This is a genomic window from Burkholderia sola (genome assembly GCF_905400185.1).
Lineage (GTDB): Bacteria > Pseudomonadota > Gammaproteobacteria > Burkholderiales > Burkholderiaceae > Burkholderia > Burkholderia sola.
Genome location: NZ_FR989675.1, coordinates 2,418,576 through 2,443,833 on the forward strand (window position 1 = coordinate 2,418,576; position 25,258 = coordinate 2,443,833).

At 67.9% G+C, this 25,258-nt stretch carries 18 protein-coding genes and 1 tRNA gene; 5 read left to right on the forward strand and 14 right to left on the reverse strand.

The genetic code is table 11. From position 1 onward, the window contains the following. Positions 1–89: 89 nt before the first annotated feature. The gene (glnA, locus tag KR541_RS11095) at positions 90–1,505 is read right to left on the reverse strand and encodes a type I glutamate--ammonia ligase (RefSeq protein WP_017331833.1); all 1,416 of its coding nucleotides are present in this window, start codon (positions 1,503–1,505) and stop codon (positions 90–92) included. A 403-nt stretch (positions 1,506–1,908) separates the two neighbouring features. On the opposite strand from glnA, the gene KR541_RS11100 reads away from it, so the two are divergent. Further along, positions 1,909–2,373, forward strand: a complete 465-nt coding sequence (locus KR541_RS11100; RefSeq protein WP_050013022.1) for a rhodanese-like domain-containing protein — start codon at positions 1,909–1,911, stop codon at positions 2,371–2,373. A 122-nt stretch (positions 2,374–2,495) separates the two neighbouring features. Here KR541_RS11100 and KR541_RS11105 read toward each other — a convergent pair whose 3' ends face one another. From KR541_RS11105 to hrpA, 5 genes are all read right to left on the reverse strand, one after another. After that, positions 2,496–3,311: a competence/damage-inducible protein A gene (locus tag KR541_RS11105; protein WP_050013023.1), complete on the reverse strand. Its 816-nt coding sequence runs from the start codon at positions 3,309–3,311 to the stop codon at positions 2,496–2,498. Continuing rightward, a complete protein-coding gene (locus tag KR541_RS11110) occupies positions 3,308–4,135 on the reverse strand; it encodes an EI24 domain-containing protein (protein ID WP_050013024.1) in 828 nt (275 codons plus the stop codon). Before KR541_RS11110 ends, KR541_RS11105 begins: the two co-directional genes overlap by 4 nt. A 132-nt stretch (positions 4,136–4,267) precedes the next feature. Continuing rightward, entirely contained in the window at positions 4,268–5,242 is a 975-nt protein-coding gene (locus KR541_RS11115; protein ID WP_124651465.1) for a sterol desaturase family protein, read from the reverse strand. Between the two features lie 16 nt (positions 5,243–5,258). Beyond that, complete coding sequence (locus tag KR541_RS11120; protein ID WP_089488603.1) at positions 5,259–6,248, reverse strand: YVTN family beta-propeller repeat protein; 990 nt, start codon at positions 6,246–6,248, stop codon at positions 5,259–5,261. A gap of 179 nt (positions 6,249–6,427) precedes the next feature. Then, on the reverse strand, positions 6,428–10,633 hold the full coding sequence (gene hrpA, locus KR541_RS11125; RefSeq protein WP_216089537.1) for an ATP-dependent RNA helicase HrpA: 4,206 nt from the start codon (positions 10,631–10,633) through the stop codon (positions 6,428–6,430). 23 nt (positions 10,634–10,656) lie between these two features. On the opposite strand from hrpA, the gene argA reads away from it, so the two are divergent. Both argA and KR541_RS11135 read left to right on the forward strand, forming a co-directional pair. Next, positions 10,657–12,036 (forward strand): amino-acid N-acetyltransferase, encoded by a 1,380-nt coding sequence (gene argA, locus KR541_RS11130; protein WP_050013028.1) that lies wholly within the window; start codon positions 10,657–10,659, stop codon positions 12,034–12,036. A 51-nt stretch (positions 12,037–12,087) separates the two neighbouring features. After that, positions 12,088–12,363 (forward strand): oxidative damage protection protein, encoded by a 276-nt coding sequence (locus tag KR541_RS11135; RefSeq protein ID WP_006478357.1) that lies wholly within the window; start codon positions 12,088–12,090, stop codon positions 12,361–12,363. 215 nt (positions 12,364–12,578) lie between these two features. On the opposite strand, the gene KR541_RS11140 is transcribed toward KR541_RS11135, so the two are convergent. The 3 genes from KR541_RS11140 to KR541_RS11150 form a co-directional block, all read right to left on the reverse strand. Then, positions 12,579–13,991: an MFS transporter gene (locus KR541_RS11140; RefSeq protein WP_050013029.1), complete on the reverse strand. Its 1,413-nt coding sequence runs from the start codon at positions 13,989–13,991 to the stop codon at positions 12,579–12,581. A gap of 168 nt (positions 13,992–14,159) precedes the next feature. Next, positions 14,160–15,386: a CaiB/BaiF CoA transferase family protein gene (locus KR541_RS11145; protein ID WP_089488668.1), complete on the reverse strand. Its 1,227-nt coding sequence runs from the start codon at positions 15,384–15,386 to the stop codon at positions 14,160–14,162. A 5-nt stretch (positions 15,387–15,391) separates the two neighbouring features. After that, complete coding sequence (locus KR541_RS11150; RefSeq protein ID WP_050013030.1) at positions 15,392–17,143, reverse strand: acyl-CoA dehydrogenase family protein; 1,752 nt, start codon at positions 17,141–17,143, stop codon at positions 15,392–15,394. Between the two features lie 174 nt (positions 17,144–17,317). Between KR541_RS11150 and KR541_RS11155 the strand changes: the two genes are divergently transcribed. Next, positions 17,318–18,220: a LysR family transcriptional regulator gene (locus tag KR541_RS11155; RefSeq protein WP_050013031.1), complete on the forward strand. Its 903-nt coding sequence runs from the start codon at positions 17,318–17,320 to the stop codon at positions 18,218–18,220. A 98-nt stretch (positions 18,221–18,318) separates the two neighbouring features. Further along, positions 18,319–18,393 (forward strand) — tRNA-Val (locus tag KR541_RS11160). Between the two features lie 109 nt (positions 18,394–18,502). On the opposite strand, the gene KR541_RS11165 is transcribed toward KR541_RS11160, so the two are convergent. The 5 genes from KR541_RS11165 to KR541_RS11185 form a co-directional block, all read right to left on the reverse strand. Beyond that, positions 18,503–19,888 carry an aspartate aminotransferase family protein gene (locus KR541_RS11165; protein ID WP_176016048.1) on the reverse strand — a complete coding sequence of 462 codons (1,386 nt, stop codon included), beginning with the start codon at positions 19,886–19,888 and terminating at the stop codon, positions 18,503–18,505. 28 nt (positions 19,889–19,916) lie between these two features. Then, positions 19,917–21,254: a glutamine synthetase family protein gene (locus KR541_RS11170; RefSeq protein WP_050017981.1), complete on the reverse strand. Its 1,338-nt coding sequence runs from the start codon at positions 21,252–21,254 to the stop codon at positions 19,917–19,919. 11 nt (positions 21,255–21,265) lie between these two features. Beyond that, positions 21,266–22,078, reverse strand: coding sequence for a gamma-glutamyl-gamma-aminobutyrate hydrolase family protein (locus tag KR541_RS11175; RefSeq protein ID WP_050017982.1), 813 nt, complete (start codon positions 22,076–22,078; stop codon positions 21,266–21,268). Positions 22,079–22,835: 757 nt separating this feature from the next. Further along, on the reverse strand, positions 22,836–23,633 hold the full coding sequence (gene hutG, locus KR541_RS11180) for an N-formylglutamate deformylase (protein ID WP_050017983.1): 798 nt from the start codon (positions 23,631–23,633) through the stop codon (positions 22,836–22,838). 52 nt (positions 23,634–23,685) lie between these two features. Beyond that, positions 23,686–25,062, reverse strand: coding sequence for a formimidoylglutamate deiminase (locus tag KR541_RS11185; RefSeq protein WP_124557626.1), 1,377 nt, complete (start codon positions 25,060–25,062; stop codon positions 23,686–23,688). Positions 25,063–25,258: the final 196 nt, after the last annotated feature.

A 25,258-nucleotide genomic window follows, 5' to 3' on the forward strand; every position in this document is an offset into this window, starting at 1 on the left:
GTCCCCTTTCAGACTCCGCCGTCCCCGCCGCCAGCCGCGCGACGGGAACGAACCGGCATGACGGCGCTGAATCGAAGCGCCATCGCCGATTAGAGCGAGTAGTACATCTCGAACTCGATCGGGTGCGTCGTCATGCGGAACTTCGCCAGCTCCTGCTCCTTCAGCGCGAGGTACGCGTCGATCATGCCGTCCGTGAACACGCCGCCACGGGTCAGGAACTCGCGATCCTTGTCGAGCGCTTCGAGTGCCTGGTCGAGGCCCGCGCAGACGGTCGGGATCTTTGCATCCTCTTCCGGCGGCAGGTCGTACAGGTTCTTGTCCGCGGCTTCGCCGGGATGGATCTTGTTCTGGATCCCGTCGAGGCCGGCCATCATCAGTGCCGTGAAGCACAGGTACGGGTTCGCCATCGGATCCGGGAAGCGCGTTTCGATACGGCGGCCCTTCGGGTTCGACACGTGCGGAATGCGGATCGATGCCGAACGGTTGCGTGCCGAGTAAGCGAGCTTGACCGGTGCCTCGAAGTGCGGGACCAGACGCTTGTACGAGTTCGTCGTCGGGTTCGTGATCGCGTTCAGTGCACGGGCGTGCTTGATGATGCCGCCGATGTAGAACAGCGCCAGTTCCGACAGGCCGGCGTAGCCGTTGCCCGCGAACAGGTTCTGGCCGTCCTTCCAGATCGACTGGTGAACGTGCATGCCCGAACCGTTGTCGCCGACGACCGGCTTCGGCATGAACGTCGCCGTCTTGCCGTACGAGTGCGCGACGTTATGGATGATGTACTTCGACCATTGCGTCCAGTCGGCGCGCTGAACCAGCGTCGAGAACTTCGTGCCGATTTCGTTCTGGCCCTGGCCCGCCACTTCGTGGTGGTGCACTTCGACCGGGATGCCGAGCTGTTCGAGCAGCAGGCACATTTCCGAACGCATGTCCTGGAACGTGTCGACCGGCGCGACCGGGAAGTAGCCGCCCTTCGTGCCCGGACGGTGGCCCGTGTTGCCGCCTTCGAATTCCTTGCCTGCCGACCACGGCGCTTCTTCCGAGTTGATCTTCACGAAGCAGCCCGACATGTCCGTGTTCCACTGGACCGAGTCGAAAATGAAGAATTCCGGTTCCGGACCGAAGTACGCCGTATCGCCGATACCCGTGCTCTTCAGGTACGCTTCGCCGCGCTTCGCGAGCGAACGCGGATCGCGCTCGTAGCCCTTGCCGTCGGCCGGCTCGACCACGTCGCAGGTCAGCACGAGGGTCGACTCTTCATAGAACGGATCGACGAAGGCAGCGCTCGGATCCGGCATGAGCAGCATGTCCGACGCCTCGATGCCCTTCCAGCCCGCGATCGACGAACCGTCGAATGCATGGCCGCTTTCGAACTTGTCTTCGTCAAACGCCGAAACCGGCACCGACACGTGCTGTTCCTTGCCGCGCGTATCCGTGAAGCGGAAATCGACAAACTTGACGTCCTCGTCCTTCACGAGCTGCATGACGTCGGCGACGGTTTTACTCATAACCTCTTCTCCTGATTGAACAATTCCGGCGGACTGGGAAACCGCCTCGTTTATCGAGCTGACCGGGGTCTTGCTTTGGCGCAGCGCGCCCCGATTCGACCGAATTCTATATAGCAGCTTCCGTGCCAACCATCGCAAAACCGACGCGAATCACGCCGGCCCGCGCCGCAGCGGGGCTTCGCTGCGCGATTCCGGGGCCGGGCGCCGCACCGGCGATGGCGACGTCGCACCGATATGGTGCAATCGATCGGACACATCCGCACAACGCGATCATTCTGGTGCACGCCGTCCATTCTGCACCGTTTTGGTGAGCGTGTGTCCGGCGCGCGCCGTGCCGCATCCGGACGTTCGTGCAGCGACGTCGCGCTAGAATGGCCGTTTGACCGATACGGAGACCCCTGCCATGAGTACGCTGGACCAGCTTTACGCGAAGGCCGACGAACGCCGCGCACAAGGCGCGCTCAACTATGCCGGCGCGCTACTGCCGGTCGAGGCATTCGAACTGCTGCAGCTCGATCCATCCGCGCGCCTCGTCGACGTGCGCACGCGCGCCGAACTCGACTGGATCGGCCGCCCGCTCGTCGGCGACGGCCAGTACCTGCACGTCGAATGGACGCGCTACCCGGGCGGCGTGCCGAACGCCGAATTCGTCAACGAACTGAAGGCGGCCCTCCCGGCCGATACGCCGATCCTGTTCCTGTGCCGCAGCGCCGCGCGCTCGAAGCTCGCGGCGGTCGCGTCCGCGCAGGCCGGCTTCACGAAGGCGTTCGACCTGCTCGAAGGCTTCGAAGGCGCGAAGGACGCCGAAGGCCACCGCAAGACGGTCGACGGCTGGTGCTTCCGCAAACTGCCGTGGATCGGCGCCTGACGGCGCGCCGCGCCCGCCGGTTGCGACAGCCTCATCGTCGAGCCGGGCGATGACATGCCGATGACGGGCCGCGTTGCGCGGCCCGTTGCTTTTGGTGCGGCCGGGTTGTTGCAGGCCGCCGCTCAGGCGCGCGGCGTGTCGGGCTCGACGACGTCGCCGCCGAGCAGGTGCACGCCTTCGCGCAGCTTCACGAACGCGGCCGCGACCGCTTCCGGCTCGCCCTTCACGCCGAGATCGATGTGACGGCGCGCATAGATGCCGCCGCGCTCCGCGTCGCCGACGCTCGGCAGGCTGAACACGCGCACGCCCGGGAAATCGCGCTCGATCTTCTCCATCAGCGGCGTCAGCGTCGATTCCGGCAGCTCGAACACGTACAGCGAGCGCTCGGCATGCGGCGTCGCGTGATGCAGATGCGCGTACTTCGTATCGAGCACCCATTCGATCATCGGCCATGCCATCACCGGGAAGCCCGGCACGAAGTGAAGATCGCCGACCGAGAAGCCCGGAATCCGGTTATAGCCGTTCGGGATGATCGTCGCGCCGGCCGGGAACACGCCCATGTTGAAGCGATGCTGGTTTTCCGGCGACTCGAAGTCGACCGGCGTGGCAGGATCGGTGTGCGTTTCGCGGATCCGTTCCGAAATCAACGCCTTCGCGTCCGGATGCAGCTCGAGCGGCACGCCGAGCGCGGCGGCCGCGCACTGGCGCGTATGGTCGTCCGGCGTCGCGCCGATCCCGCCCGTCGAGAACACGATGTCGCCCGACGCGATCGCACGCGCGAGCGTCGCGGTGATGCGCGCGGGATCGTCGCCGACGTATTCGGCCCAGTCGAGCGCGAGGCCGCGCGCGCCCAGCAGTTCGATGACCTTCGCCAGATGCTTGTCCTGCCGGCGGCCCGAAAGGATTTCGTCGCCGATGATGATGATGCCGATGCTCATGCCTGCCCCATGTCGATTGCGGTGGCGCGCGCACTCGCGCGCAGGTCTTCCAGCGCGCGCAGGCAGTAGTGCCCGAACCACAGCGCCGAGAAGACGAGGATGAAAGCGTAAACCCAGATCATGGCGGCCGCGACGAACGGGAACAGCACCATCATCCAGACCGACGAGACCCACACGAAGGTCGGCACGGTGCCGAGCAGCCCGGTCGCGACGCCGATGCCGATCAGCGGCCAGCGATGCCGGCGCACGAGCGCGCGGCGCTCGTCGCGGCTCGCGTGCAGCGCGAGCGCGTCGTAGGTCATCACGCGGTACGTGAGCCAGCCCCAGATCACCGGCGGCAGCAGCGCGAAGAACGGCGGAATCAGCCACAGCGGGATCGTGACGACGAGCAGCACGACGCCGACGATCGCCGCGCCGAGCGAATTGACCACGCTGCCGAGGAAGGTGCCGCCCCGCTTCGGCTCGAGCGCCGCGAACTGCCGGTTCGACAGGTGCTTGATCACGACCGGCATCGAGATCGTCGCGATCAGCAGCAGCACGGTCAGCACGATCAGCGGGATCGCGAGCGACACGACCACGAACGGCGCGACGACCGCATGCAGCTGCGACATGCCGATCGCATCGAACGCGCGATACAGCGCGGCCGTCAGCACGAAACCGTCGAGCGCGCCGCGCGCGAGATCCAGCAGCGTCTGCCACGAGAACCACAGCACGACGCCCCACAGCAGCGCCGACACGACGAACGGCATCAGGGTGAGCCACAGCATGCGCGGATGCAGCGCGCTGGCGAGCGCCCGGACGAAGGAACGCAGCAGGTCGTTCATGCGAGCCTATGAAATCTGGATTGACGGAGAAAAACGGGGAAAGCATAAACCACGCGGCCCGCGTGCGCCAAAGCGCAGGCGGGCCGCGTGGGAAAGTCGTTCACCGGGAGAAAGGCCCGATCGGGATGGGGATCAGGCCGACGCCGCGCCGCGCTTCGCGGGGAACAGGCGCCGGAAGATCCGCACGAACGCGAGGCCGTGCTGCGACCAGAAGCCGTCGCCGTAGGACACGCCGTCCACCTGCTCGCGGATGCCGGTCGGCTCGACCGTGCGGTTCCACGACGCGGTGCCGAACATCATGTCCCACCACGGGAACAGCACGCCGAAGTTGCAGCCGTACTTGGTGCCTTCGTGACCGTAGCCGACCGCATGGTGGCGGCGGTGGAAGATCGGGCTGACGAGCAGGCGCTCGCCGATGCGGCCGTACGACAGCCGCGCATTCGTATGCTGGATGCTCTGCAGGAAGTTCGTGACCGCGGTCAGCACGACGAACTGCGACGGCGTCACGCCGATCACCAGCGCGATCGCCGCGAAGAAGCACGACTGGAGCACGTCGTCGAGCAGGTGATTGCGGTCGTCGCACCACAGCGACATCTGCCGCTGGCTGTGATGAACCGCGTGCAGCTCCCACCAGATGCCGAACTTGTGCTGCCAGCGGTGATACCAGTAGCCGGCGAAATCGAGCACGACGAGGTAGATCGCGAACGCGACGATCGGCTGCGAGGTCACGCCCGGCCACAGATAGTCGAGGTTCACGTTCGCGACGCCGTGCAGGCGCAGCCACGCCTGGAGGTTGTCGAACACCGGCTGCAGCGCGAAGAAGAAGAACAGCGTGTAGATGCCGAGCTTCGAGATCGCGGTGTAGATCACGTCGACCCGCACCGCGCGGCGGTTCTTCCAGCGCTCGACCGGCAACAGCGCCTCGAGCGGGCGCAGCAGCGCGAACATCAGCACCATCTGCAGCGCGCCGACGATCACCCAGTACAGCGCATCGTAGGTGTCCTCGTCGTAGTCCATCAGGTTGAACTTGAAGAGGAGCGGCTGCACGACGTCGACGTACAGCCAGGTCTGGATGTCCGACACGAACGCATCGATCAGGTGCAACATCGTTCGCCTCCGCCCGTCACGCGCCGTTCGCCGCCTTCCACGGCGCGCGGTCGTAGAAGTAGATGCCGTGCGGCGAGCGGCCGACGGCGATCGTCTGCACCAGCTTGCGCGAGGCCAGATCGATGATCCCGACCTTCTTCGCGAAACGGAACGTCACCCACAGCGTCTTCTTGTCGGCGGACAGCTCCATGTCGTCGGGGCCCGGCAGCAGGCCGGTGATGTCGCCGACCTTGGTGAGCGTGATCTCGTCGATGATGCTGATCGTGTTCGCGACGCGGTTCGTGATCGCGACGTGCGTGCCGTCGGCGAGCGAGCGGAAGTTGTGCGCGCCCTTGCCCGTCTGGATCGTCTTCACGATCTTCTGATTGCGCCAGTCGACGACCGCGACGTAATCGGCGCCCGTCATGCCGACCAGCAGGTATTTGTCGTCCGGCGTCATCCACAGGCCCGCCGGCACCTTGCCGACCGGCATCTTCCACTTGACCGTCTGCGTCGCGAGGTCGACCGCCGCGATCTCGCCGGACACCTGCAGCGACACGAGCACGGTCTTGCTGTCCTTCGTGAACGCGAGGTGGCTCGGCATCACCGCGAGCGGCAAGCGCTTCACGAGATGCAGGTCGCGGCCGTCGTAGCTGTAGATGTCGAGCCGGTCGAGGCGCAGCCCGGTCGACACGAACCACTTCTTGTCGGGCGAAAAGCCAAGCTGGTAAGGATCCTCGATGCCTTCGACCGTGCGCTGCAGCTTGCCCGTCTTCGGATCGACGAACATCAGGCTGTTCGAGACCGAATTTGCGACGATCAGCGACGAATTGTCGGGCGTCGCCATCAGATGGTGCGGCTCCTTCCCGGTCGGCATCGTGGATACGACCTCGCGGGACTGCTGGTCGATCAGGGAAAGCGTCGCTTCGGCCGAATTGAGGACGATCACGTTATTCGCGTGTGCGGCGGGCGCCAGCACGGCGGCGGCCAGCGCAAGCGTGCGGCCGAAGGAAAGGAAAGTGCGCATGAAGACTCACGTCGTGGAACAGCGGTCATTGTAGAACGTTCGGCGGGCCCCTCCGGTTGACCCATGCCGGTATTGCGCCGCTTTTGCGCCGCCTGTGCGTCACCTCGCCGCACGCCGCGGCGGCGGGACGAGCCGCCGCGGCCGGCGTCGCGGTGCAGGCCCGGCCAACCGACGTCGCGCTAGCGCTGCATCGACTCCCAGACCTTGTGCAGACGCTTGACAGAGACCGGCATCGGCGTGCGCAGTTCCTGCGCGAACAGCGAAATCCGCAGTTCCTCGAGCAGCCAGCGGAATTCCGCGAGCCGCGCATCGGCGACGCCGCCACGCTGAGACACCGCGCGCTGGTACTGCTGGGCCAGGGGCAGCAGGTCGGCCGACTGCTTCGCGTCGCGCGCCGGATCGGCCTTCAGCTTGTCGATCCGCAGCGCGATGCCCTTCAGGTAGCGCGGGAAATGCGCAAGCTGCGCGTAAGGCGTGTCGATCACGAAGCGCTTGCCGACCAGCGCGGCCAGTTGCTGCTGCAGGTCCGCATGGGCCTGCGCGAACGGCTTCGCCTGCGCGAGCTTCTTCACGAGCCCCGCGTATTCGGCCAGGATCTGTCCGACGAGCCGCGCGATTTCCTGCGCGAGCAGGTTCAGGCGGCTGCGGCCCTCGTCACGGCGCGCGTGGAAGCTCGCGTCGTCGTCGGGCAGCGGGTCCTGCAGGCATGCGCGGTCGAGCGCCGTGTCGATCAGCTGGTCGCGCAGTTCGTCCTGCGTGCCGAGCGACATGTACTGCATCGCCATCTCGCGCAGGCCCGGCAGGTTCTTTTCCAGGAACTTGATCGGCTCCTTCAACTGCAGCGCGAACAGCCGCCGCAAGCCGGCCCGGTGGATGCGCGCGGCCTCCTCCGGCGAATCGAACACCTCGACGTCGCAATGCGTGCCGCGGTCGACGAGCGCCGGATAGCCGTACAGCGTCTGGCCGCGCCGGCGGATTTCCAGCAGCTCGGGCAGCTTGCCGAAATTCCACGTCGTCAGGTTCTCGTACAGCGCGGTCGCGCCGGTTTCGGCCGGGGCGGCCGTCTGCGGCGCCGCGCCCTTGCCCGGCTTGCCGCCTCGCGCCGCCGAACCCGGCGGGGCGGCAGGCGCGGCCGTGTCGCCTGCGTCGCCCGCGCCCGCGTCGCCGCCGGTCGCGATCGTCGACGCCGCCGCGATCTTCTGGAACTGCTGTTGCGCCTGCGCGCCCAGCTCCTGGCGAAGCTGCGCGAGATTGCGCCCCATCGCGAGCTGGCGGCCGTGCTCGTCGATCACCTTGAAATTCATGAACAGGTGCGCGGGCAACGTCTCGAGCTTGAAGTCGGCCGTTTTCATCGCGACCTGCGTCTCGCCGCGCACGTCGGCGATCAGCGCCTCGACGAGGCCGCCCGCGCCGAAGCGCTCGCGCCCCATCCGCTCGACGAAACCGGCCGCGTACTCGGGCAGCGGCACGCAGTGCCGGCGCAGCTTCTGCGGCAGCGACTTCAGCAGCAACTGCACCTTCTCCTTCAGCATCCCGGGCACCAGCCACTCGCAGCGGCGCGCGTCGACCTGGTTCAGCGCGTAGAGCGGCACCGCGAGCGTCACGCCGTCGCGCGGCGTGCCGGGTTCGAAGTGGTACGTAAGCGCCATCTCGACGCCGGCCATCGTCGCGCGCTTCGGGAACAGGTCGGTCGTCACGCCGGCCGCCTCGTGACGCATCAGGTCGTCGCGCGACAGGTACAGCAGCCGCTGCTTGTCGTCGGGCTGGCCGCCCTTCTTCACCTCGTCGCGATACCAGCGCTCGAACGCGACGCCCGTATGGATGCCTTCCGGGATCGCGTGGTCGTAGTACGCGTAGATCAGCTCGTCGTCGACCAGCACGTCCTGGCGGCGCGACTTGTGCTCGAGCTGCTCGATGTCGGCGAGCAGCTTGCGGTTGTGCGCGAAGAACGGCAGCTTCGTGTCGAATTCGCCTTCGACCAGCGCGCCGCGGATGAACAGCTCGCGTGCGCGCGCCGGGTCCTGCTTGCCGAACGCGACGCGCCGCCGGTGGTAGATCGGCAGCCCGTACAGCGTCGCGCGCTCGAACGCGCTGACCTGCGCCGGACGCTTCTCCCAGTGCGGCTCCGACAGCGATTTCTTCAGCAGGTGCGCGCCGATCTTCTCGACCCACTCCGGCTCGATCTTCGCGAGGCAGCGCGCGTACAGCCGGCTCGTCTCGACGAGCTCGGCCGCCATCACCCAGCGGCCGGCCTTCTTCGCGAGCGCGGAGCCTGGCCACAGGTAGAACTTGATGCCGCGCGCGCCGAGGTAATGCGGATCGTCGTCGGCCTTCATCCCGAGGTTGCCGAGCAGGCCCGTCAACAGGGCCAGATGAATCTGCTCGTACGTGGCTTCGGCTTCGTTGAGCCGCCAGCCGTGCTCGCGCACCACCGTCAGCAGCTGCGAATGGACGTCGCGCCACTCGCGCAGCCGCAGGTGCGACAGGAAGTTCTGCCGGCACGCGTCGATCAGCTGGCGATTCGACTTCTTGTGCGCGACGGCCTCTTCGAACCACGCCCAGATCTTCAGCCACTGCAGGAATTCGGAGCGCTCGTCCGCGAACCGGCGATGCGCCTGGTCGGCCTGCTCCTGCGCTTCGATCGGGCGGTCGCGCGGGTCCTGCACGGACAGCGCGCTCGCGATGATCAGCACCTCGCGCAACGACTGCTGGTCGCGCGCGGCGAGAATCATCCGGCCGACGCGCGGGTCGAGCGGCAGCCGCGCGAGCTCGCGGCCGAGCGGCGTCAGCGCGTTGTCGTCGTCGACCGCGCCGAGCTCGTTGAGCAACTGATAACCGTCCGCGATCGCGCGGCCGGGCGGCGGTTCGAGGAACGGGAACGATTCGATCGCGGTCAGGTGCAGCGACTTCATCCGCAGGATCACCGACGCGAGCGACGAGCGCAGGATTTCCGGATCGGTGAAGCGCGCACGCGCCTGATAGTCGCTTTCCTCGTACAAGCGGATGCACACGCCGTCGGCCACGCGGCCGCAGCGGCCCGCGCGCTGGTTCGCGGCGGCCTGCGAGATCGACTCGACCTGCAACTGCTCGACCTTGTTCCGGTACGAATAGCGCTTCACGCGTGCAAGGCCGGTATCGACCACGTAGCGGATGCCCGGCACCGTCAGCGAGGTTTCGGCCACGTTGGTCGCGAGCACGATCCGGCGCGCGTTCGACGCCTTGAACACCTTGTCCTGGTCGGCCGCCGACAGCCGCGCGAACAGCGGCAGGATCTCCGTATGCGGCGGATGGTGCTTGCGCAGCGCCTCGGCCGCGTCGCGAATCTCGCGCTCGCCGGGCAGGAACACCAGCACGTCGCCGGGGCCTTCGCGGCACAGCTCGTCGACCGCGTCGACGATCGCGTCCATCAGGTCGCGTTCGGCTTCGCGTGCGGTCTTCACGCGGTCGCGGCCGCCCGTGCCTTCGGCGTTCTTCACGGCCGGGCGATCCTCGGCCACCGGCCGGTAACGCATCTCGACCGGGTACAGCCGCCCGCTCACCTCGATCACGGGCGCCGGACGTTCGTCGGTGCCGAAATGGCGCGCGAAGCGATCGGCGTCGATCGTCGCGGACGTGACGATCAGCTTCAGGTCCGGCCGCCGGGGCAGGATCTCCTTCAGATAGCCGAGCAGGAAGTCGATGTTCAGGCTGCGCTCGTGCGCCTCGTCGATGATCAGCGTGTCGTACGCTTTCAGCAGCGGATCGGTCTGCGTCTCGGCGAGCAGGATGCCGTCCGTCATCAGCTTCACGGACGCGCCCGGCGCGAGATTGTCGGTGAAGCGCACCTTGTAGCCGACCACCTCGCCGAACGGCGTGCCGAGTTCCTCGGCGATGCGGCGGCCGGTCGACGACGCGGCCAGGCGCCGCGGCTGCGTATGGCCGATCAGGCCGGTGCCGCCGGCGCCGAGGCCGCGGCCGAGATCGAGACAGATCTTCGGCAACTGCGTGGTCTTGCCCGAGCCGGTTTCGCCGCAGACGATGACGACCTGATGACCGGCGATCGCGCGCGCGATTTCGTCGCGCTTGCCCGACACGGGCAGGCTTTCGGGGTAGGTGATCGGCGGGACGGGGTTCGGCGGGACTGCCGCGCGCGCCGCACGCTCGCGGCGCGGGGCGCGCTCGCCGGTTGCCTGCGGCGCGCCCTTCGCGGCCGGCTGGCGCGCGTCGCCGCGCCGTTCGTCATGGCGCGGCCCGCGCGGCGCGGGTGCCGGCTTGCCCGCCGGCTTGTCCTGCTGCTGGCGCGGCGGCTGGCCCTGCTGCTCGCGCGCATCGGCCGCACCATCCGGGTGCTTCGCCGACGGCGTATTGGCCCGCGTCGGCGCGGGACTTTTAGAAACATTCGACATGGGGGCGCATTATAATCCCGCCCATGAATTCCCAAACCGACCTCCCTCCCGCCCAGACCGGCGCCGCGACGCCGCCGGCCGCCGACGATTCGGCCGCCAGCCACGCGCAGTTCGTCGACTGGATGCGCTCCGTCGCGCCCTATATCCACAAGTTCCGCAACAGCACGTTCGTCGTGGGGTTCGGCGGCGAGGTGGTGCAGCAGGGGCTGCTGAATGCGCTCGTGTCCGACATCGCGCTGCTGCAGGCGATGGGCATTCAGATCGTGCTGGTGCACGGCTCCCGCCCGCAGGTCGAGGAGCAGTTGAGCCTGCACGGTGTCGAATCCGAGTTTTCGCACGGGCTGCGCATCACCGATGCGCGCGCGCTCGAATCGGCGAAGGAAGCGGCCGGCGAAGTGCGCCTCGACATCGAGGCCGCGATCAGCCAGGGTCTGCCGAACTCGCCGATGGCGCACGCGCACATCAGCGTCGTGTCGGGCAACTTCGTGACCGCGCGGCCGGTGGGGATTCTCGACGGGGTCGATTTCGCGCACACGGGCATCGTGCGCAAGATCGACGCCGAATCGATCCGTCATTCGCTCGCGAGCCGCAAGCTCGTGCTGCTGTCGCCGCTCGGTTTCTCGCCGACCGGCGAGGCGTTCAACCTGTCGATGGAAGACGTCGCGTCGGCGGCCGCGATCGCGCTGCGCGCCGACAAGATCATCTTCCTGACCGAAGGGCCCGGCATCGTCGGCGACGAAGGCGAGCTGGTGCGTGAAATGTCGCTCGACGCGGCGGCCGAGCTGCTCGATTCCGGCAACATCCAGGGCGACGACGCATTCTTCCTCAAGCATTCGATCCGTGCATGCCGCGGCGGCGTGACCCGCGCGCACCTGATCCCGCAATCGCTCGACGGCAGCATGCTGCTCGAACTGTTCCTGCACGACGGCGTCGGCACGATGATCTCGTACGAGAACCTCGAGAGCCTGCGCGAGGCGACGCCGGACGACGTCGGCGGCATCCTGTCGCTGATCGAGCCGCTCGAGTCGGACGGCACGCTGGTGCGGCGCGGCCGCCACCAGATCGAACGCGACATCGACCACTTCTCGGTGATCGAGCACGATGGCGTGCTGTTCGGCTGCGCGGCGCTGTACCCGTACCAGCAGGAGAAGATCGGCGAGATGGCGTGCCTGACGGTCGCGCCGGAAGCGCAGGGCTCGGGCGACGGCGAACGCCTGCTCAAGCGCATCGAGCAGCGCGCCCGCGCGCGCGGCCTCACGCACATCTTCGTGCTCACGACGCGCACCGAGCACTGGTTCCTCAAGCGCGGCTTCGTCAAGGTCAGCGTCGACGACCTGCCGGAAGACCGCCGCAAACTCTATAACTGGCAGCGCAAGTCGCTCGTGCTGATGAAGCAGCTCTGAGCGCAGGCACGACTGCCCTTCCCCCCAGACCGATTACAGGAGAAGTACACGATGGCTCGAATGATCCAATGCGCGAAGCTCGGCAAGGAAGCCGAAGGCCTCGATTTCCCGCCGCTGCCGGGCGAACTCGGCAAGCGCATTTACGAGAGCGTCTCGAAGGAAGCGTGGCAAGGCTGGCTCAAGCAGCAGACGATGCTGATCAACGAAAACCGCCTGAACATGGCCGACCCGCGCGCACGCCAGTACCTGATGAAGCAGACGGAGAAGTACTTCTTCGGCGACGGCGCGGACCAGGCGTCCGGCTACGTGCCGCCGACGGAAGGCTAAAGCGACGCGACTCGCGACGGCCGCGCCGTACCGGCGGCGTCGCGACGTGAAGCCGATGTCCAGGCAAACGGCACCGTGTATCGCACGGTGCCGTTTGCTTTTGGGAATGCGTGGTCCGGCGCCAGCGAAGGCAACGCGACGCGCGGCCCGCCGGGCGCCCGATGCCGCGGAATCGCCGAATCGCCACCTCGCCGCATCGCACCGGCCTGCCCCGCTCAACCTGCCGGCTTCAACGTGCCGCGATCGTCGGGTTGCGCGGCTTCGCCTGCGAGGCTTCCCGCCCCCGTACTCTCGGTGCCCCACTCGGCCGCATCGCTGCGCTCGGCGCTCGACAGTTCGTCTGCGCGATACCCGGTGCGATCGAGCAGCGCCAGCATGCACGCGAGCGACACGAGCGCATAGAGCCCCGACGCGACCGCGACGCCGACGATGCTGCCGGTCGCGTTGAGGATCGCCTGCGCGAGCACCGGCGTGCCGCCGCCGACGACCAGCGCGCTCAACTGATACGCAAGCGACAGGCCCGTATAGCGGATGTTGGCCGGGAACACGCGCGCGAGCACGCCGCCGACCGCGCCGTAGAACATCGCCGACGGAATCGTCGAAATGCACATGCCCGCGACGGCGACCCAGTACGAACGCGTCGCGAGCGCATGGAACATCACCGGCATCAGCACGATCTCGGGAATCAGGATCCAGCACATCGCGCGCCGCATGTCGACTTTCGACACGAACCACGCGCCGACCGGCTGCATGAGGAATTGCACGACGAGCGAGATCGACAGGATGCCGAGGAACGTGCCCTGCGCGTAACCGAGCTCCCTGGTCGCCCACGACAGCGCGAACGTGCTGCGGAAATACGTGACGTTGATCACCGGCAGCGTGCCGGCCGCGAGCAGCACGACGACCCAGTGGTCGCGCACGACGTCGCGCAGCGGCAGCTTCACCGTGCGCTTGCGCGCGAGCACGCGCTGCATGTCGATCGACTCCTCGAGCCGCAGCCGGATCACCATCCCGATGATCACGAGCACCGCCGACAGCAGGAACGGAATGCGCCAGCCCCACATCAGGAACGACGGCGTCGGCAGCGCGCTCAGCGCGAAGAACGCGGCCGTGGCCAGCAGGTTGCCGGTGGGCGAGCCCTGCTGCGCGAACGCCGCATACAGGATGCTGCGATGCTTCGGCGCATTCTCGCTCGCGATCAGCACCGCGCCGCCCCACTCGCCGCCGACCGCGATGCCCTGCAGCACGCGCAGCACGACGAGGCCCGCGGGCGCCCATACGCCGATCGACGCATAGCCGGGCAGCAGGCCGATGCCGGTCGTCGCGAGCCCCATCATCACCAGCGTGATCACGAGCGCGGTCTTGCGGCCGACGCGATCGCCGAGATGGCCGAACACGATCCCGCCGAGCGGCCGCGCGGCAAAGCCGGCCCAGAACGTGACGAACGCGAGCAGCGTCGCGACGCCGGGGTCCATCGTGCTCGAAAAGAACACCTTGCCGAACACGAGCGCGGCGGCCGTGCCGTAGATGTAGAAGTCGTACCACTCGATCGTGGTGCCGACGAACGCCGCGAGGGCGGCGCGGCCGGGCCGCGGCTGTGCGGCGGGCGGGGATTGCGGACGGCTCATCGATGTCTCCATGTTTGTTCGGCTGCGCGACTGTCGCGCGCGTTGCCGGGCGGCCGGCGTTGCGCCGCCGGCTGGCGGGATTGCGCTACGTTGCGTTGCCCCGGGGTTGCCGTCGATGTTGCGATCGGTCGGTTCGGGACGACTCTCATCTGCAGGGGCCCTCGCCCGTCACGTCTCGTCCGGCGCGACCTTCAGCACGCCGGCATGGAGCAGTTGCTGCTGGAGCGCGCGATCGATGCCGAGACGGTCGAGCACCGCGCGCGTGTCGCGGCCGAGCGCGGGTGGCGCCGACCGGTAGATGGCCGGCGTGCGCGACAGCTTCACCGGCGACGCAGTGCCGCGATACGCGCCGATCTCGACGAACAGCTCGCGGTGCAGCGCATGGGGATCGCGCGCGACGTCGGCCACCGTGCGCACCGGCCCGCATGGCACGCCGGCCGCCATCAGGTCGCGCGCGAGCGGCTCGCACGCGTGCGCGGCGAGCCGCGCTTCCAGTTCGACCTTCAACTGCGGCCGGTGCGCGCAGCGGCTGCGGTTATCGACGAAGCGCGGGTCGCTGGCGAGCGCCGGCGCCCCGAGATGCGCGACGAGCCGCGCGAACTGCCGGTCGTTGCCCACCGCGAGGAAAATCGGCACGGTCGCCGTGCGGTAGCTGTCGTACGGTGCGATGTTCGGATGCGCGTTGCCGCTGCGTTCCGGCACGCGGCCCGACCCGAAGAAATTCGGCAGGTGCGGATGCAGCAGCGACACGCCGCAGTCGTACAGCGCCACGTCGATCGACTGGCCGCGCCCGCTCTTTTCGCGCTCCGCGAGCGCCAGCAGGATGCCGGCGAGCGCGTTCAGCCCCGTGACCATGTCGACGATCGGCAAGCCGATGCGTGTCGCGGCGCCGTCGCGCTCGCCGTTCACGCTCATCAGCCCGGCCATCGCCTGGATCACCGCGTCGTAGCCCGGCAGGCCGCCGAGCGGGCCGTCGTCGCCGAAGCCCGTCACCGCGCAATGGATCAGCCGCGGGAAGCGCGGCTGCAGGTCGCGTGCGTAATCCATCCCCCAGCGCGCGAGCGTCCCGGGCTTGAAGTTCTCGACGAGCACGTCGGCGTCTTCGAGCAGGCGCCACAGGATCGCGCGCCCTTCGTCGTGCGACAGGTCGAGCGCGAGCCCCTCCTTGTTGCGGTTCACGCCCATGAAGTACCAGGCCGTGTCGCCGAGGAACGGCGGCCCCCAGCCGCGCGTCTCGTCGCCGTCGGGCGGCTCGATCTTGATCACCGTCGCGCCGTGGTCGGCGAGCGCCTGCGTGCAGTACGGGCCGCCCAGCACGCGGCTCAGGTCGACGACCTTCAGGCCGTCCAGTGCGCCGCGCGTGGTGTTCGGCGTCGCCGCCTGTGTCGCTGTCATCGTGCTCATCGTTCGACCTCCGGCAGCAGGTCGAGCGCCATGTCGAGCGGCACCGGCGTGCCACGCAGCAGCGCATCGGACGCGGCCGATTCATCGTCGAGCGATGCCGGCGCGAGCGGATCGACCGGCAGCAGCTTGTGCCGCACGATCAGGTGCGCGAGCGCGAGACGCCTGAAATCCGGCGCGAGCCGCGCGCCCTCGCAGGCCATCAGCACGGCCGCGCTCGCGTAATACAGCGCGGACGCGGCCTGCCGCACGCGCGCGTCGTCGCCTTTGTCGGCGACCCGCATGAGCGCATCGCACGCCCGCGCCAGAATGCGCCGCAGCGCCGTGCGGCTCGCGTCGGGCAGCGGCGCCGCGCCCAGACGATCGCCGAGGAACGTGCGCAGCGCGTCGAGCGCATGTTCGCGCTGCGCGGCGCGCGCGACGTCGAGCGCGACGATGTTGCTCGTGCCTTCCCAGATCGAGCCGAGGTGCGCGTCGCGCACGAGCCGTGCGTCGCTCCATTCCTCGATATAGCCGGTGCCACCGCGCACTTCCATCGCGTCGCCCGTCACGCGGCGCGCGTCGCGGCAGGCGCGGAACTTGATCAGCGGTGTCAGGATCCGCACGCAGCGCGCCGCCTGCTCGTCGCCCGCATCCGCGTGCGGCAGCAGCAATGCGATCTGCATGAACATCGCGCGCGCGGCCTCGGCCGGCAGCAGCATCTTCATCAGCTGGCGCTGCATCAGCGGCATCTCGATCAGCTTGCGGCCGAACGCGTCGCGATGCGCGGCGACGTGCAGCGCTTCGTTCAGCGCGCGCCGCATCAGCCCGGCCGCGCGCACGCCGTTCGACAGACGCGACATGTTGATCATGTCGGCCATCTGGTGAAAGCCGCGGCCGATCTCGCCGATCAGGTAGGCCTGCGCGCCTTCGAGCGCGATCTCGCCGCTCGCCATCGAACGGCTGCCGAGCTTGTCCTTCAGGCGCACGATCCGGTAGCGGTTGCGCGTGCCGTCCGGCAGCGTCTTCGGCAGCAGGAACAGCGCGAGACCCTTGATGCCGTCCGGCGCGCCGTCGGGCCGCGCGAGCACCATCGCGAGATCGGCGTCCGCGTTCGAACAGAACCACTTGTCGCCGGTCAGGCGCCAGACGGTCTCGCCGTGCGCGTCGGTTTCGCGGGTCGCGCGCGTCGCGATCCGGCCGACGTCGGAGCCCGCCGCCTGCTCGGTCATGAACATCGCGCCCTGATACAGCGTGTCGAAGTCGCGCGACGCGAGCCTCGGCAGGTAGCGCGCGACGAGCTCGGGATCGCCGAAGCGGCGCAGCGTGCGCGTCAGCGAATCGGTCATGCTGACCGGGCAGCACAATCCGAATTCCGCCTGCACGAACAGGAACGTCAGCGCGTACTTGACGAGCGGCGGCACCGCGTCGGGCTGATGGCTCAGCGACGCGAGCCCGAGTTCCGCATACGCGACACGTTCGAGCGCGACGTACGCCGGATCCTTGTCGATCCGCTGCACGGCCTCGCCGCGCCGGTTGCGATGCTCGAGCACGGGCGGATGCTTGTCCGCACGCGACGCCCATTCGTCGAGTTCGCCCGATACGCGCGCGCCGAGCGCGCGCAGCCGCGGCTCGAGTTCGGCATAGTGCGCGTCGCCGAGATGCAGCTTCAGCAACGCGCCGAGATCAAGATCGACGGTGAAGAAATTGAGACCCCGGCTGTCGGGGATATTGGATGCGCCGGGGTCCGGCGTGCGAGCGGTGTCGTTCATGCGTGCGTCTCCTGGATTGCCTGCGCAGGTGCCCGGGCCGCGTGCCGCAACGCCCGGCCGGTCCTGCGTCAAGCCTTCCGAAGAGCGTAGGCGTGCGGTCGATAAGCGTCCAATACAGGATTTATCCGGTACGATAGATATCGCTTATCGATGCCGACGCCGGGAGGAGACACCGTGGAACTGAGGCAGTTGCGCTACTTCGTGGCGGTCGCCGAGGAGCTGCATTTCGGGCGCGCGGCGAAGCGCCTGTTCATCTCGCAGCCGGCGCTGAGTTTCGACATCCGCAAGTTCGAGGACGCGCTCGGCGTGCAGCTCTTCTCGCGCACCAACAAGACCGTCGCGCTGACCAACGCGGGCGAGGTGCTGCTCGGCGAAGCGCGCCGGCTGCTGCTGCAGGCGACCGAAGCCGAGCGCCTGACGGTGCGCTCCGCATCGGGCCTCGCGGGCCGGCTGCGGATCGGCTTCGTCCACTCGATGCTGTATCGCGGGCTGCCCGATGCGGTGCGGCGCTTCGAGGCCGACTATCCGGGCGTCGAAGTCGTGCTGAGCGAGATGAACACGCACACGCAGGTGCAGGCGATCCAGCGCGGCCAGATCGATCTCGGCTATGCGCACTGGGGCCGCTTTCCGCCCGACGTCGAATCGGCGCCCGTCTATGCGGAGCCGTTCGTGTGCTGTCTGCCGGCCGCGCATCCGCTCGCGCGGCGCCGGCAGATCGCGCTCGCCGCGCTCGCGACGGAACCGTTCATCCTGTTTCCGCGCGACGCCGCGCCGCACTATCACGACCTGATCATCGCGCAGTGCGTGAACGCGGGATTCAGCCCGCTGATCCGCCACGAGGCCCGGCTGTGGCAGACGATCCTGTCGATGATCGAGTTCGGGATGGGCATCGCGCTGGTGCCGCGCGTGCTGCAGCAGGCGAAAAGCGACCGGCTCGCGTTCGTGCCGCTGAAGGACGCGTCGCTCGAATCGCGCACGCTCGCGCTGAAACGCAGCGGCACCGCCGAACCGGTCGCGCTGCGCTTTGCCGGCTACGTGCGCGCATCGATCGACGCGCTGCCGGCACTCGCGGGCTGAGCATGCGGCCTGAGAACCGGTGCTTGCGGCTATTTGAAAAAATTTGCAGAAAGGGCTTTACGAACCCCAAAAGCTCTGACATAATTTGATTCTTCTTTGGGCGGTTAGCTCAGCGGTAGAGCACTGCCTTCACACGGCAGGGGTCACTGGTTCGATCCCAGTACCGCCCACCAAAGAATTCAAGGGCCTGCGTCTCACGACGCAGGCCCTTTTCGTTTTGGCGTCGTTTGCGACGCAAGCGCCACGTCATGCGACGACGCGCCCGCTTGCAGATAACGAGACTTACCGCACGCGCCCCACCCGCTCCGCCGTCGCATCGAATGCGCGCTTCGCCTTGTCGACGATCTCGTCTACCTCCGCCTCGCGGATCACGAGCGGCGGCGACAGCAGCATCCGGTCGCCGGTCGCGCGCATGATCAGGTTGCCGTTGAAGCAGAAGTCGCGGCAGATCGTGCCGATATCGACACTCGCATCGAACCGCTCACGATCGCGCGCAAGCTGAACGCCAGCAACCAACCCGCTCCCCGCGATCTCGCCGACGATCGGATGGTCGCCCAGCGCGTCGCGCAGCCGGCGCTGGAAATACGGCCCGATATCGGTCTTCACGCGCTCGACGATCCCCTCGTCGCGCAGCAGCTTCAGGTTCGCGACCGCGACGGCCGCCGCCACCGGATGGCCCGAATACGTGAGGCCGTGATTGAATTCGCCGTTATCGATGATCGGGCGCGCGACGCGCTCATGAATGCCCACCGCCCCCATCGGCACATAGCCCGACGTCAGGCCCTTCGCCATCGTGATCAAGTCCGGCTCGAAGCCGAAGTGCTGGTGCGCGAACCATTCGCCGGTGCGCCCGAACCCGCCGATCACTTCGTCGGCGACGAGCAGAATGTCGTACTTGCGGCAGATCCGCTGGATTTCCGGCCAGTACGTCGACGGCGGGAAGATCACGCCGCCCGCGCCCTGGAACGGCTCGCCGATGAATGCCGCGACGTTCTCCGCGCCGAGTTCGAGGATCTTCGCTTCGAGCTGCTGCGCGCGTGCGAGGCCGAATGCTTCGGGCGTCTCGCCCGGCTGCGCTTCGCCGAAGAAATACGGCTGATCGATATGCACGATGTGCTCGACTTTCGACGGCATCTGCTCGTGCATGTAGCCCATCCCGCCGAGCGTGCCGCCCGCGATCGTCGAGCCGTGATAGCCGTTCTTGCGCGAGATCACGTACTTCTTCTGCGGCTTGCCCTGCACGCGCCAGTACTGGTGCACGAGACGCAGCACGGTGTCGTTGCCTTCCGAGCCGCTGTTGCAATAGAAGAAGTGGTTGAAGCCGGCGGGCGTCACTTCGGCCAGCATCGCCGACAGTTCGATCACCGGCGGATGCGTGGTTTTGAAGAACGTGTTGTAGAACGGCAGCTCCTGGATCTGGCGATACGCGGCGTCGGCGAGTTCCTTGCGGCCGTAGCCGACGTTCACGCACCACAGGCCAGCCATCCCGTCGATCACCTTGTTGCCGTCCGAGTCCCACAGGTAGACACCGTCGGCCTTCACGATCACGCGACTGCCGGCGCGGTTGAGCGCGCCCATGTCGGAGAACGGGTGGATGTGGTGCGCGGCGTCGAGCGCACGAAAATCGGCGGTCGAGTACTGCGGAAAAGCGTCGTTTCGATCGGTCATGTTTTCTCCGTCAAACAGCGCCGCACGTCTACACGTGCAGCAGCAAATGCCTGCGTTCCCACGAGCTGATCACACGGAAGAACGCTTCGTATTCGGTTTCCTTCAATGCCAGGTAGGCCTTCACGAACTTGTCGCCGAGGATGCCGGCGAGCGGCTCGCACGCGGCCATCAGCGAGATGCCTTCCTCGAGGTTGCGCGGCAGCTGATACGGCAGATCGTAGCCGTCCGATGCGATCGGCTCGGTCGGCGCGAGCTGTTGCGTCATGCCGAGATAGCCGGCAGCGAGCGTCGCCGCGAACGCAAGGTACGGGTTGCAGTCGACGCCCGGTATCCGGTTCTCGATGCGACGCGCGACGGGGCTCGACTGCGGGATGCGAAAACCCACCGTACGGTTGTCGTAGCCCCATTGCACGTTGATCGGCGCGGCCATGAAGCGCGACAGGCGACGGTACGAATTGATGTACGGCGCGAAGATCGGCATCAGCGCCGGCGTGTACTTCTGCAGCCCCGCCAGATAGCTGTGGAACAGCGGCGACACGGCGCCGTTTTCGTCGGCGAACAGGTTACGCCCGGTGCGTATGTCCGCGAGGCTCTGATGAATGTGCATCGCGGACCCGGGCTCGTTTTCCATCGGCTTGGCCATGAACGTCGCATACATGTTGTGACGCAATGCAGCCTCGCGCACCGTGCGCTTGAACAGAAACACCTGGTCGGCCAGCGACAGCGCGTCGCCGTGCATGAAATTGATCTCCATCTGCGCGGCGCCGACTTCATGGATCAGCGTCTCGATATCGAGGCCCTGCATTTCGCAGTACTCGTAGATGTCCTCGAACAGCGGATCGAACTCGTTGACGGCCTCGATCGAATACGACTGGCGACCCGTTTCCGCCCGCCCCGTGCGGCCGACGGGCGGCCGCAGCGGCAAGTCGGGATCGGCGTTCATGTCGACCAGATAAAACTCGAGTTCCGGCGCGACGACGGGCTTCCAGCCCTTCGCCTCGTACAGGTCGAGCACGTGGCGCAGCACGTAGCGCGGCGAGATTTCGACCGGCGAGCCGTCGAAGTGCACGCAGTCGTGGATCACTTGCGCGGTCGGATCGACTGCCCACGGGATCAGGCAGATCGTCGACGGATCGGGCACGCACACCATGTCGGGATCGGTCACGCCGGTCAGCGTGCCGTCCTCCGGATAGTCGCCGGTGACGGTCTGCACCATCACGGCCTGCGGCAGGCGCATCGATTCGCCGGATTCGAATTTGTTGCGCGGAATGATCTTGCCGCGCGCGATGCCGGCCATGTCGGGAATGATCGCCTCGACTTCGGTGATGCGGTGCTGTCGCAGGAATTCGCTCAGTTCGGGTTGCATGATCGGCCTCGTTAGTCGATGTCGATATCGGATGCGGCCGGCGATGGCGTCGCGCCGCCGCCCGCACGAAGGCGATGCGTCATCCGCGCGCGGCACGCCGCGCCGAATGCCGCGAAGATGTCGCGCGACAGCGGCTGCTCCGCGTAGCGCCATTCGGGATGCCACTGCACGCCGAGCGCGAACGCACGCGCACCGCGCACGCTGACGGCTTCGACCAGCCCGTCGGGCGCGCTCGCTTCGACGGCGAGCCCCGCGCCCAGGCGCGCGAGGCCCTGGTCGTGCAGCGAATTGACCGTCGCCTCTTGCGCGCCGCGCGCGATCCGCTGCAGCAGGCCGCCCGGCGTGAGCTGCACGACATGCGCGGGACCGTACTGCCGTTCGAGCGGATCGTCCGGTCGTTCGCGGTGGTCGTCGAAGCCGGTCGTCGCATGCAGCCGCTGATGCAGCGTGCCGCCGTACGCGACGTTCAGCTCCTGCATGCCGCGGCAGACGGCGAGCACGGGAACGCCCGCGTCGATCGCCGCGCGGATCAGCGGCAGCGCGGTCGCATCGCGCGCCGGATCGTGCAGCGTGTCGGGTACGCTCGCAGCGCCGCCGTAATGATGCGGTTCGACGTTCGAATAGCTGCCGGTCAGCAGCAGTCCGTCGATTGCCGCGACGATCGCGTCGGCCGGCTGCCGCGCGCCGAGCGCGGGCAAGACGAACGCGAGCGCGCCGGCGCCGTCGACGATGGCGGCGAGGTACTTCTCGCCCGCCGTGTGGTTCGGATGGGCGCCGCGCAGGATGCGGTCGGCGGTGACGGCTACGATCGGGCGTTCACGCATCGACGTCTCTCCGGTAAGGGCGCGCGACACGCTTGCGCGCGCAACGATCCAGGTTCACGGGTACGTCGCACGCGCGTGCGATCGCGCGGCGCAGGCGCAGGCGCAGGCGCAGGCGCAGGCGCGATCCTGCCGCACGGATGCTGCGGCAACGGGCGATGCGTCCCGGAACGGAAGCGAAAACGGAAGCGGAAACGGACGCTAGGGCAACAACGATGCGCTGCCGTCGCACTGCACCGCGCTCGACAGGTGCGCGGTCGCGAGATTGAAGCGGCGCGGGCCGCGATGGGAAATGGCGAAGAAGCGAGGCTCGCGTAACGGGGTGGCGCGCGTGCCGCGATCAGCATGCCGGTTCGGCCCGGCCTGAGGCGGCGCGCCCGCCGACGGACTTCGCGTCCGGCGTATCGAAGGGCTGGCGGCTTTCACGATCGTACTCGACTGACTGATGGAGACAGGACACGTGTCGCTATGCCGCGTGGCGACACGTCAGCAAGATGTCTCGCAGCGGATGCCGGCGCAGTCCGGCCATCGTCGATGGCCTCGCCGCCGGTACGCGCGTGACGACTTCCTGACATTCAGCTTATATCACCGAAAAATTGCGTCAAATTTTCAGGTGCCGATGACGCCATCGGTCAGACGAAAAAAACGGCATCGATCGCGCGGATCGATGCCGTTTTGTGCATTGCATCGGCTCGCCTGCCATGTGCCGACGGGGCGGAACGCACTGCCCGCCGCGCTGCCGCATGCATGCGGCCGGTGCTCAGCGATGCGCGAGCGCCGTTTCGACGAGCGTCTGCAGCAGCGGCGCGATCCGCGCTGCACGCGCTTCGTCGTACGCGTACGGACGCGTCTCCTCCATGTAGGTGATCTGCGACAGCTCGAGCTGCACGGCCTCGACGCCGGTATCGGGCACGCCATAGTGACGCGTGATGTAGCCGCCCTTGAAGCGCCCGTTCGCGACGGCCGTGTAGCCGCCGTGCGCGAGCACGCGCGCGGCGAGCGCCTCCGCGAGACCGGGCGCCGCACTCGCGCCGCTCGACGTGCCGAAGTTGAAGTCCGGCAGGCGGCCGTCGAAGAAACGCGGCACGTGCGAGCGGATCGAATGCGCTTCCCACACGAGCACGCGGCCGTGTTCGCCCTTCAGGCGCGCGATCTCGCGTTGCAGCGCGTCGTGATACGGCAGCCAGTAACGGTCGCGGCGACGCATGATCTCGTCGTTGCCGGGCAGCGCGTTGGCCGGATACAGCGGCGCCTTGTCGAACGTATCGACCGGCACGAGCCCCGTCGTGTCCTGCCCCGGATACAGGTTCTCGTTGTCGGGCGGACGGTTCAGGTCGACGACGTAACGCGCATGCGACGGCACGAGGATCGATGCGCCGAGATCGGCCGCGAAGCCGTACAGCCGCTCCAGATGCCAGTCGCAATCGTCGACGAAGCGCGCGCCGGGCGTCATCGTCGCTGCGATGTCGTCGGGGATGTGCGTGCCCGCATGCGGAATCGAGATCAGCAGCGGCAGCGTGCCCTGCTTCAGCGTGAATACAGCCGGTTGTTCAGTCATGTCGCCTCACCGTAAGAGTCGGCCGGCGCACCGTGCGCCGGGTATCGCGCGTTCAGCGCAGCAGTTGCGCCAGCGCGGCGCGGTAGTCGGCATACGCGGCGGCTTCGTCGCGATGGCGGCGGCCGCTCACGACGCGCTCGCCGCCCGTGTAGACGTCGAGCACCGGCGTCTCGCCATGTTCGGCGAACACGATGCCCGACAGCCATGCCGTGCTGTCGTGTTCGGCGATCGCCGGATGATCGGGATCGAGCACGAGCCAGTCGGCGCGACAGCCTGCGCGCAGCGCACCGATGCGTCGCCCGCTTGCCTGCGCCCCGCCCGCGAGCGACGCATCGAACAGGCGATCGGCGACGTGCGCCTGCGACTCGCTCGCCAGCACGTTGCGCGCGCGGTGCACGAGCCGCTGCCCGTATTCGAGCAGGCGCAGCTCCGAGCGCCACTCGACCGACGCGTGGCTGTCCGAGCCGACGCCGATCACGCCGCCCTGCGCGAGATAGTCGACGGCCGGAAACACGCCGTCGCCGAGGTTCGCTTCGGTCGTCAGGCACAACCCGGCGACCGCGCGACGCTTCGCGAGCGCCGCCGTCTCGGCCGCATCGACGTGCGTCGCGTGCACGAGGCACCAGCGCGCGTCGACGTCGAAACGATCGAGCAGCCATTGGACCGGGCGTGCGCCGTACGCGCGCACGCAGTCGTCGACTTCGGCCGTCTGCTCGGCGATGTGGATGTGCACCGGCGCATCGCCGGGCAGCCCGTCGAGCAGCACACGCAGCCCGCTCTCGGACACCGCGCGCAGCGAATGCGGCGCGACGCCGTAGCGCAGCCCGCCATGCTCGGGCGCCGCGCGACGCATCGCGTCGAGCAGTTCGAGCACGCCGTCGGGCGTGTTGATGAAGCGGCGCTGGTCGTCGCGCGGCGGCTTGTTGCCGAAGCCGGCGAACTGGTACGACACGGGCAGCATCGTGATGCCGATGCCGGCCGCGCGCGCGGCATCGACCACGCGCGTGCCGAGCTCCGCGATCTGCGGATAGCGCGAGCCGTCCTGCGCGTGATGCACGTAGTGGAATTCGCACACCGACGTGTAGCCGCACTTGAGCATCTCGACATACAGCCAGCGTGCAATCGCCGCGAGCGCGTCGGGCGTGATCTTCAGCGCGAAGCGGTACATCAGGTCGCGCCAGCTCCAGAAACTGTCGGCAGGATTCGCGCGGTATTCGGTGAGCCCCGCCATCGCGCGCTGGAACGCGTGCGAATGCAGGTTCGGCATGCCGGGCAGCACCGGCCCGGCCGCGCGCGCGACGCCGGCCGGCGCGTCGGTGTCGGGCGTCACGTCGGTCAGCGTGCCGGCCGCGTCCCAGCGCAGCAGCACGTTGCGGCGCCAGCCATCGGGCAGGTAGGCATGGTCCGCGAACAACAGGGTGTCGGTCATTGCGTGTCCTCATCGACCGGATCGAGCGCTTGAGCATCTCGTCCGGCCCGGTGCCGCGGCCGGCAGGCGCGAGCGCGTCGCGCCAGCGCCGGCCTCGCGGCGATCGACCGGAGTGCGCCGTTGCGCGCCGGGTCCGGTCCCCTGCAAAGCGTCGCCCGGATCCGGTACGTCACGTACCGAACCCGGTCCGTCGCAA

Excerpts from the sequence above, each read along its gene's own strand:
- glnA (WP_017331833.1), bottom strand. The coding sequence starts at position 1,505 with ATGAGTAAAACCGTCGCCGACGTCATGCAGCTCGTGAAGGACGAGGAC.
- KR541_RS11100 (WP_050013022.1), top strand. The coding sequence starts at position 1,909 with ATGAGTACGCTGGACCAGCTTTACGCGAAGGCCGACGAACGCCGCGCA.
- KR541_RS11105 (WP_050013023.1), bottom strand. The coding sequence starts at position 3,311 with ATGAGCATCGGCATCATCATCATCGGCGACGAAATCCTTTCGGGCCGC.
- KR541_RS11110 (WP_050013024.1), bottom strand. The coding sequence starts at position 4,135 with ATGAACGACCTGCTGCGTTCCTTCGTCCGGGCGCTCGCCAGCGCGCTG.
- KR541_RS11115 (WP_124651465.1), bottom strand. The coding sequence starts at position 5,242 with ATGTTGCACCTGATCGATGCGTTCGTGTCGGACATCCAGACCTGGCTG.
- KR541_RS11120 (WP_089488603.1), bottom strand. The coding sequence starts at position 6,248 with ATGCGCACTTTCCTTTCCTTCGGCCGCACGCTTGCGCTGGCCGCCGCC.
- hrpA (WP_216089537.1), bottom strand. The coding sequence starts at position 10,633 with ATGTCGAATGTTTCTAAAAGTCCCGCGCCGACGCGGGCCAATACGCCG.
- argA (WP_050013028.1), top strand. The coding sequence starts at position 10,657 with ATGAATTCCCAAACCGACCTCCCTCCCGCCCAGACCGGCGCCGCGACG.
- KR541_RS11135 (WP_006478357.1), top strand. The coding sequence starts at position 12,088 with ATGGCTCGAATGATCCAATGCGCGAAGCTCGGCAAGGAAGCCGAAGGC.
- KR541_RS11140 (WP_050013029.1), bottom strand. The coding sequence starts at position 13,991 with ATGAGCCGTCCGCAATCCCCGCCCGCCGCACAGCCGCGGCCCGGCCGC.
- KR541_RS11145 (WP_089488668.1), bottom strand. The coding sequence starts at position 15,386 with ATGACAGCGACACAGGCGGCGACGCCGAACACCACGCGCGGCGCACTG.
- KR541_RS11150 (WP_050013030.1), bottom strand. The coding sequence starts at position 17,143 with ATGAACGACACCGCTCGCACGCCGGACCCCGGCGCATCCAATATCCCC.
- KR541_RS11165 (WP_176016048.1), bottom strand. The coding sequence starts at position 19,888 with ATGACCGATCGAAACGACGCTTTTCCGCAGTACTCGACCGCCGATTTT.
- KR541_RS11170 (WP_050017981.1), bottom strand. The coding sequence starts at position 21,254 with ATGCAACCCGAACTGAGCGAATTCCTGCGACAGCACCGCATCACCGAA.
- KR541_RS11175 (WP_050017982.1), bottom strand. The coding sequence starts at position 22,078 with ATGCGTGAACGCCCGATCGTAGCCGTCACCGCCGACCGCATCCTGCGC.
- hutG (WP_050017983.1), bottom strand. The coding sequence starts at position 23,633 with ATGACTGAACAACCGGCTGTATTCACGCTGAAGCAGGGCACGCTGCCG.
- KR541_RS11185 (WP_124557626.1), bottom strand. The coding sequence starts at position 25,062 with ATGACCGACACCCTGTTGTTCGCGGACCATGCCTACCTGCCCGATGGC.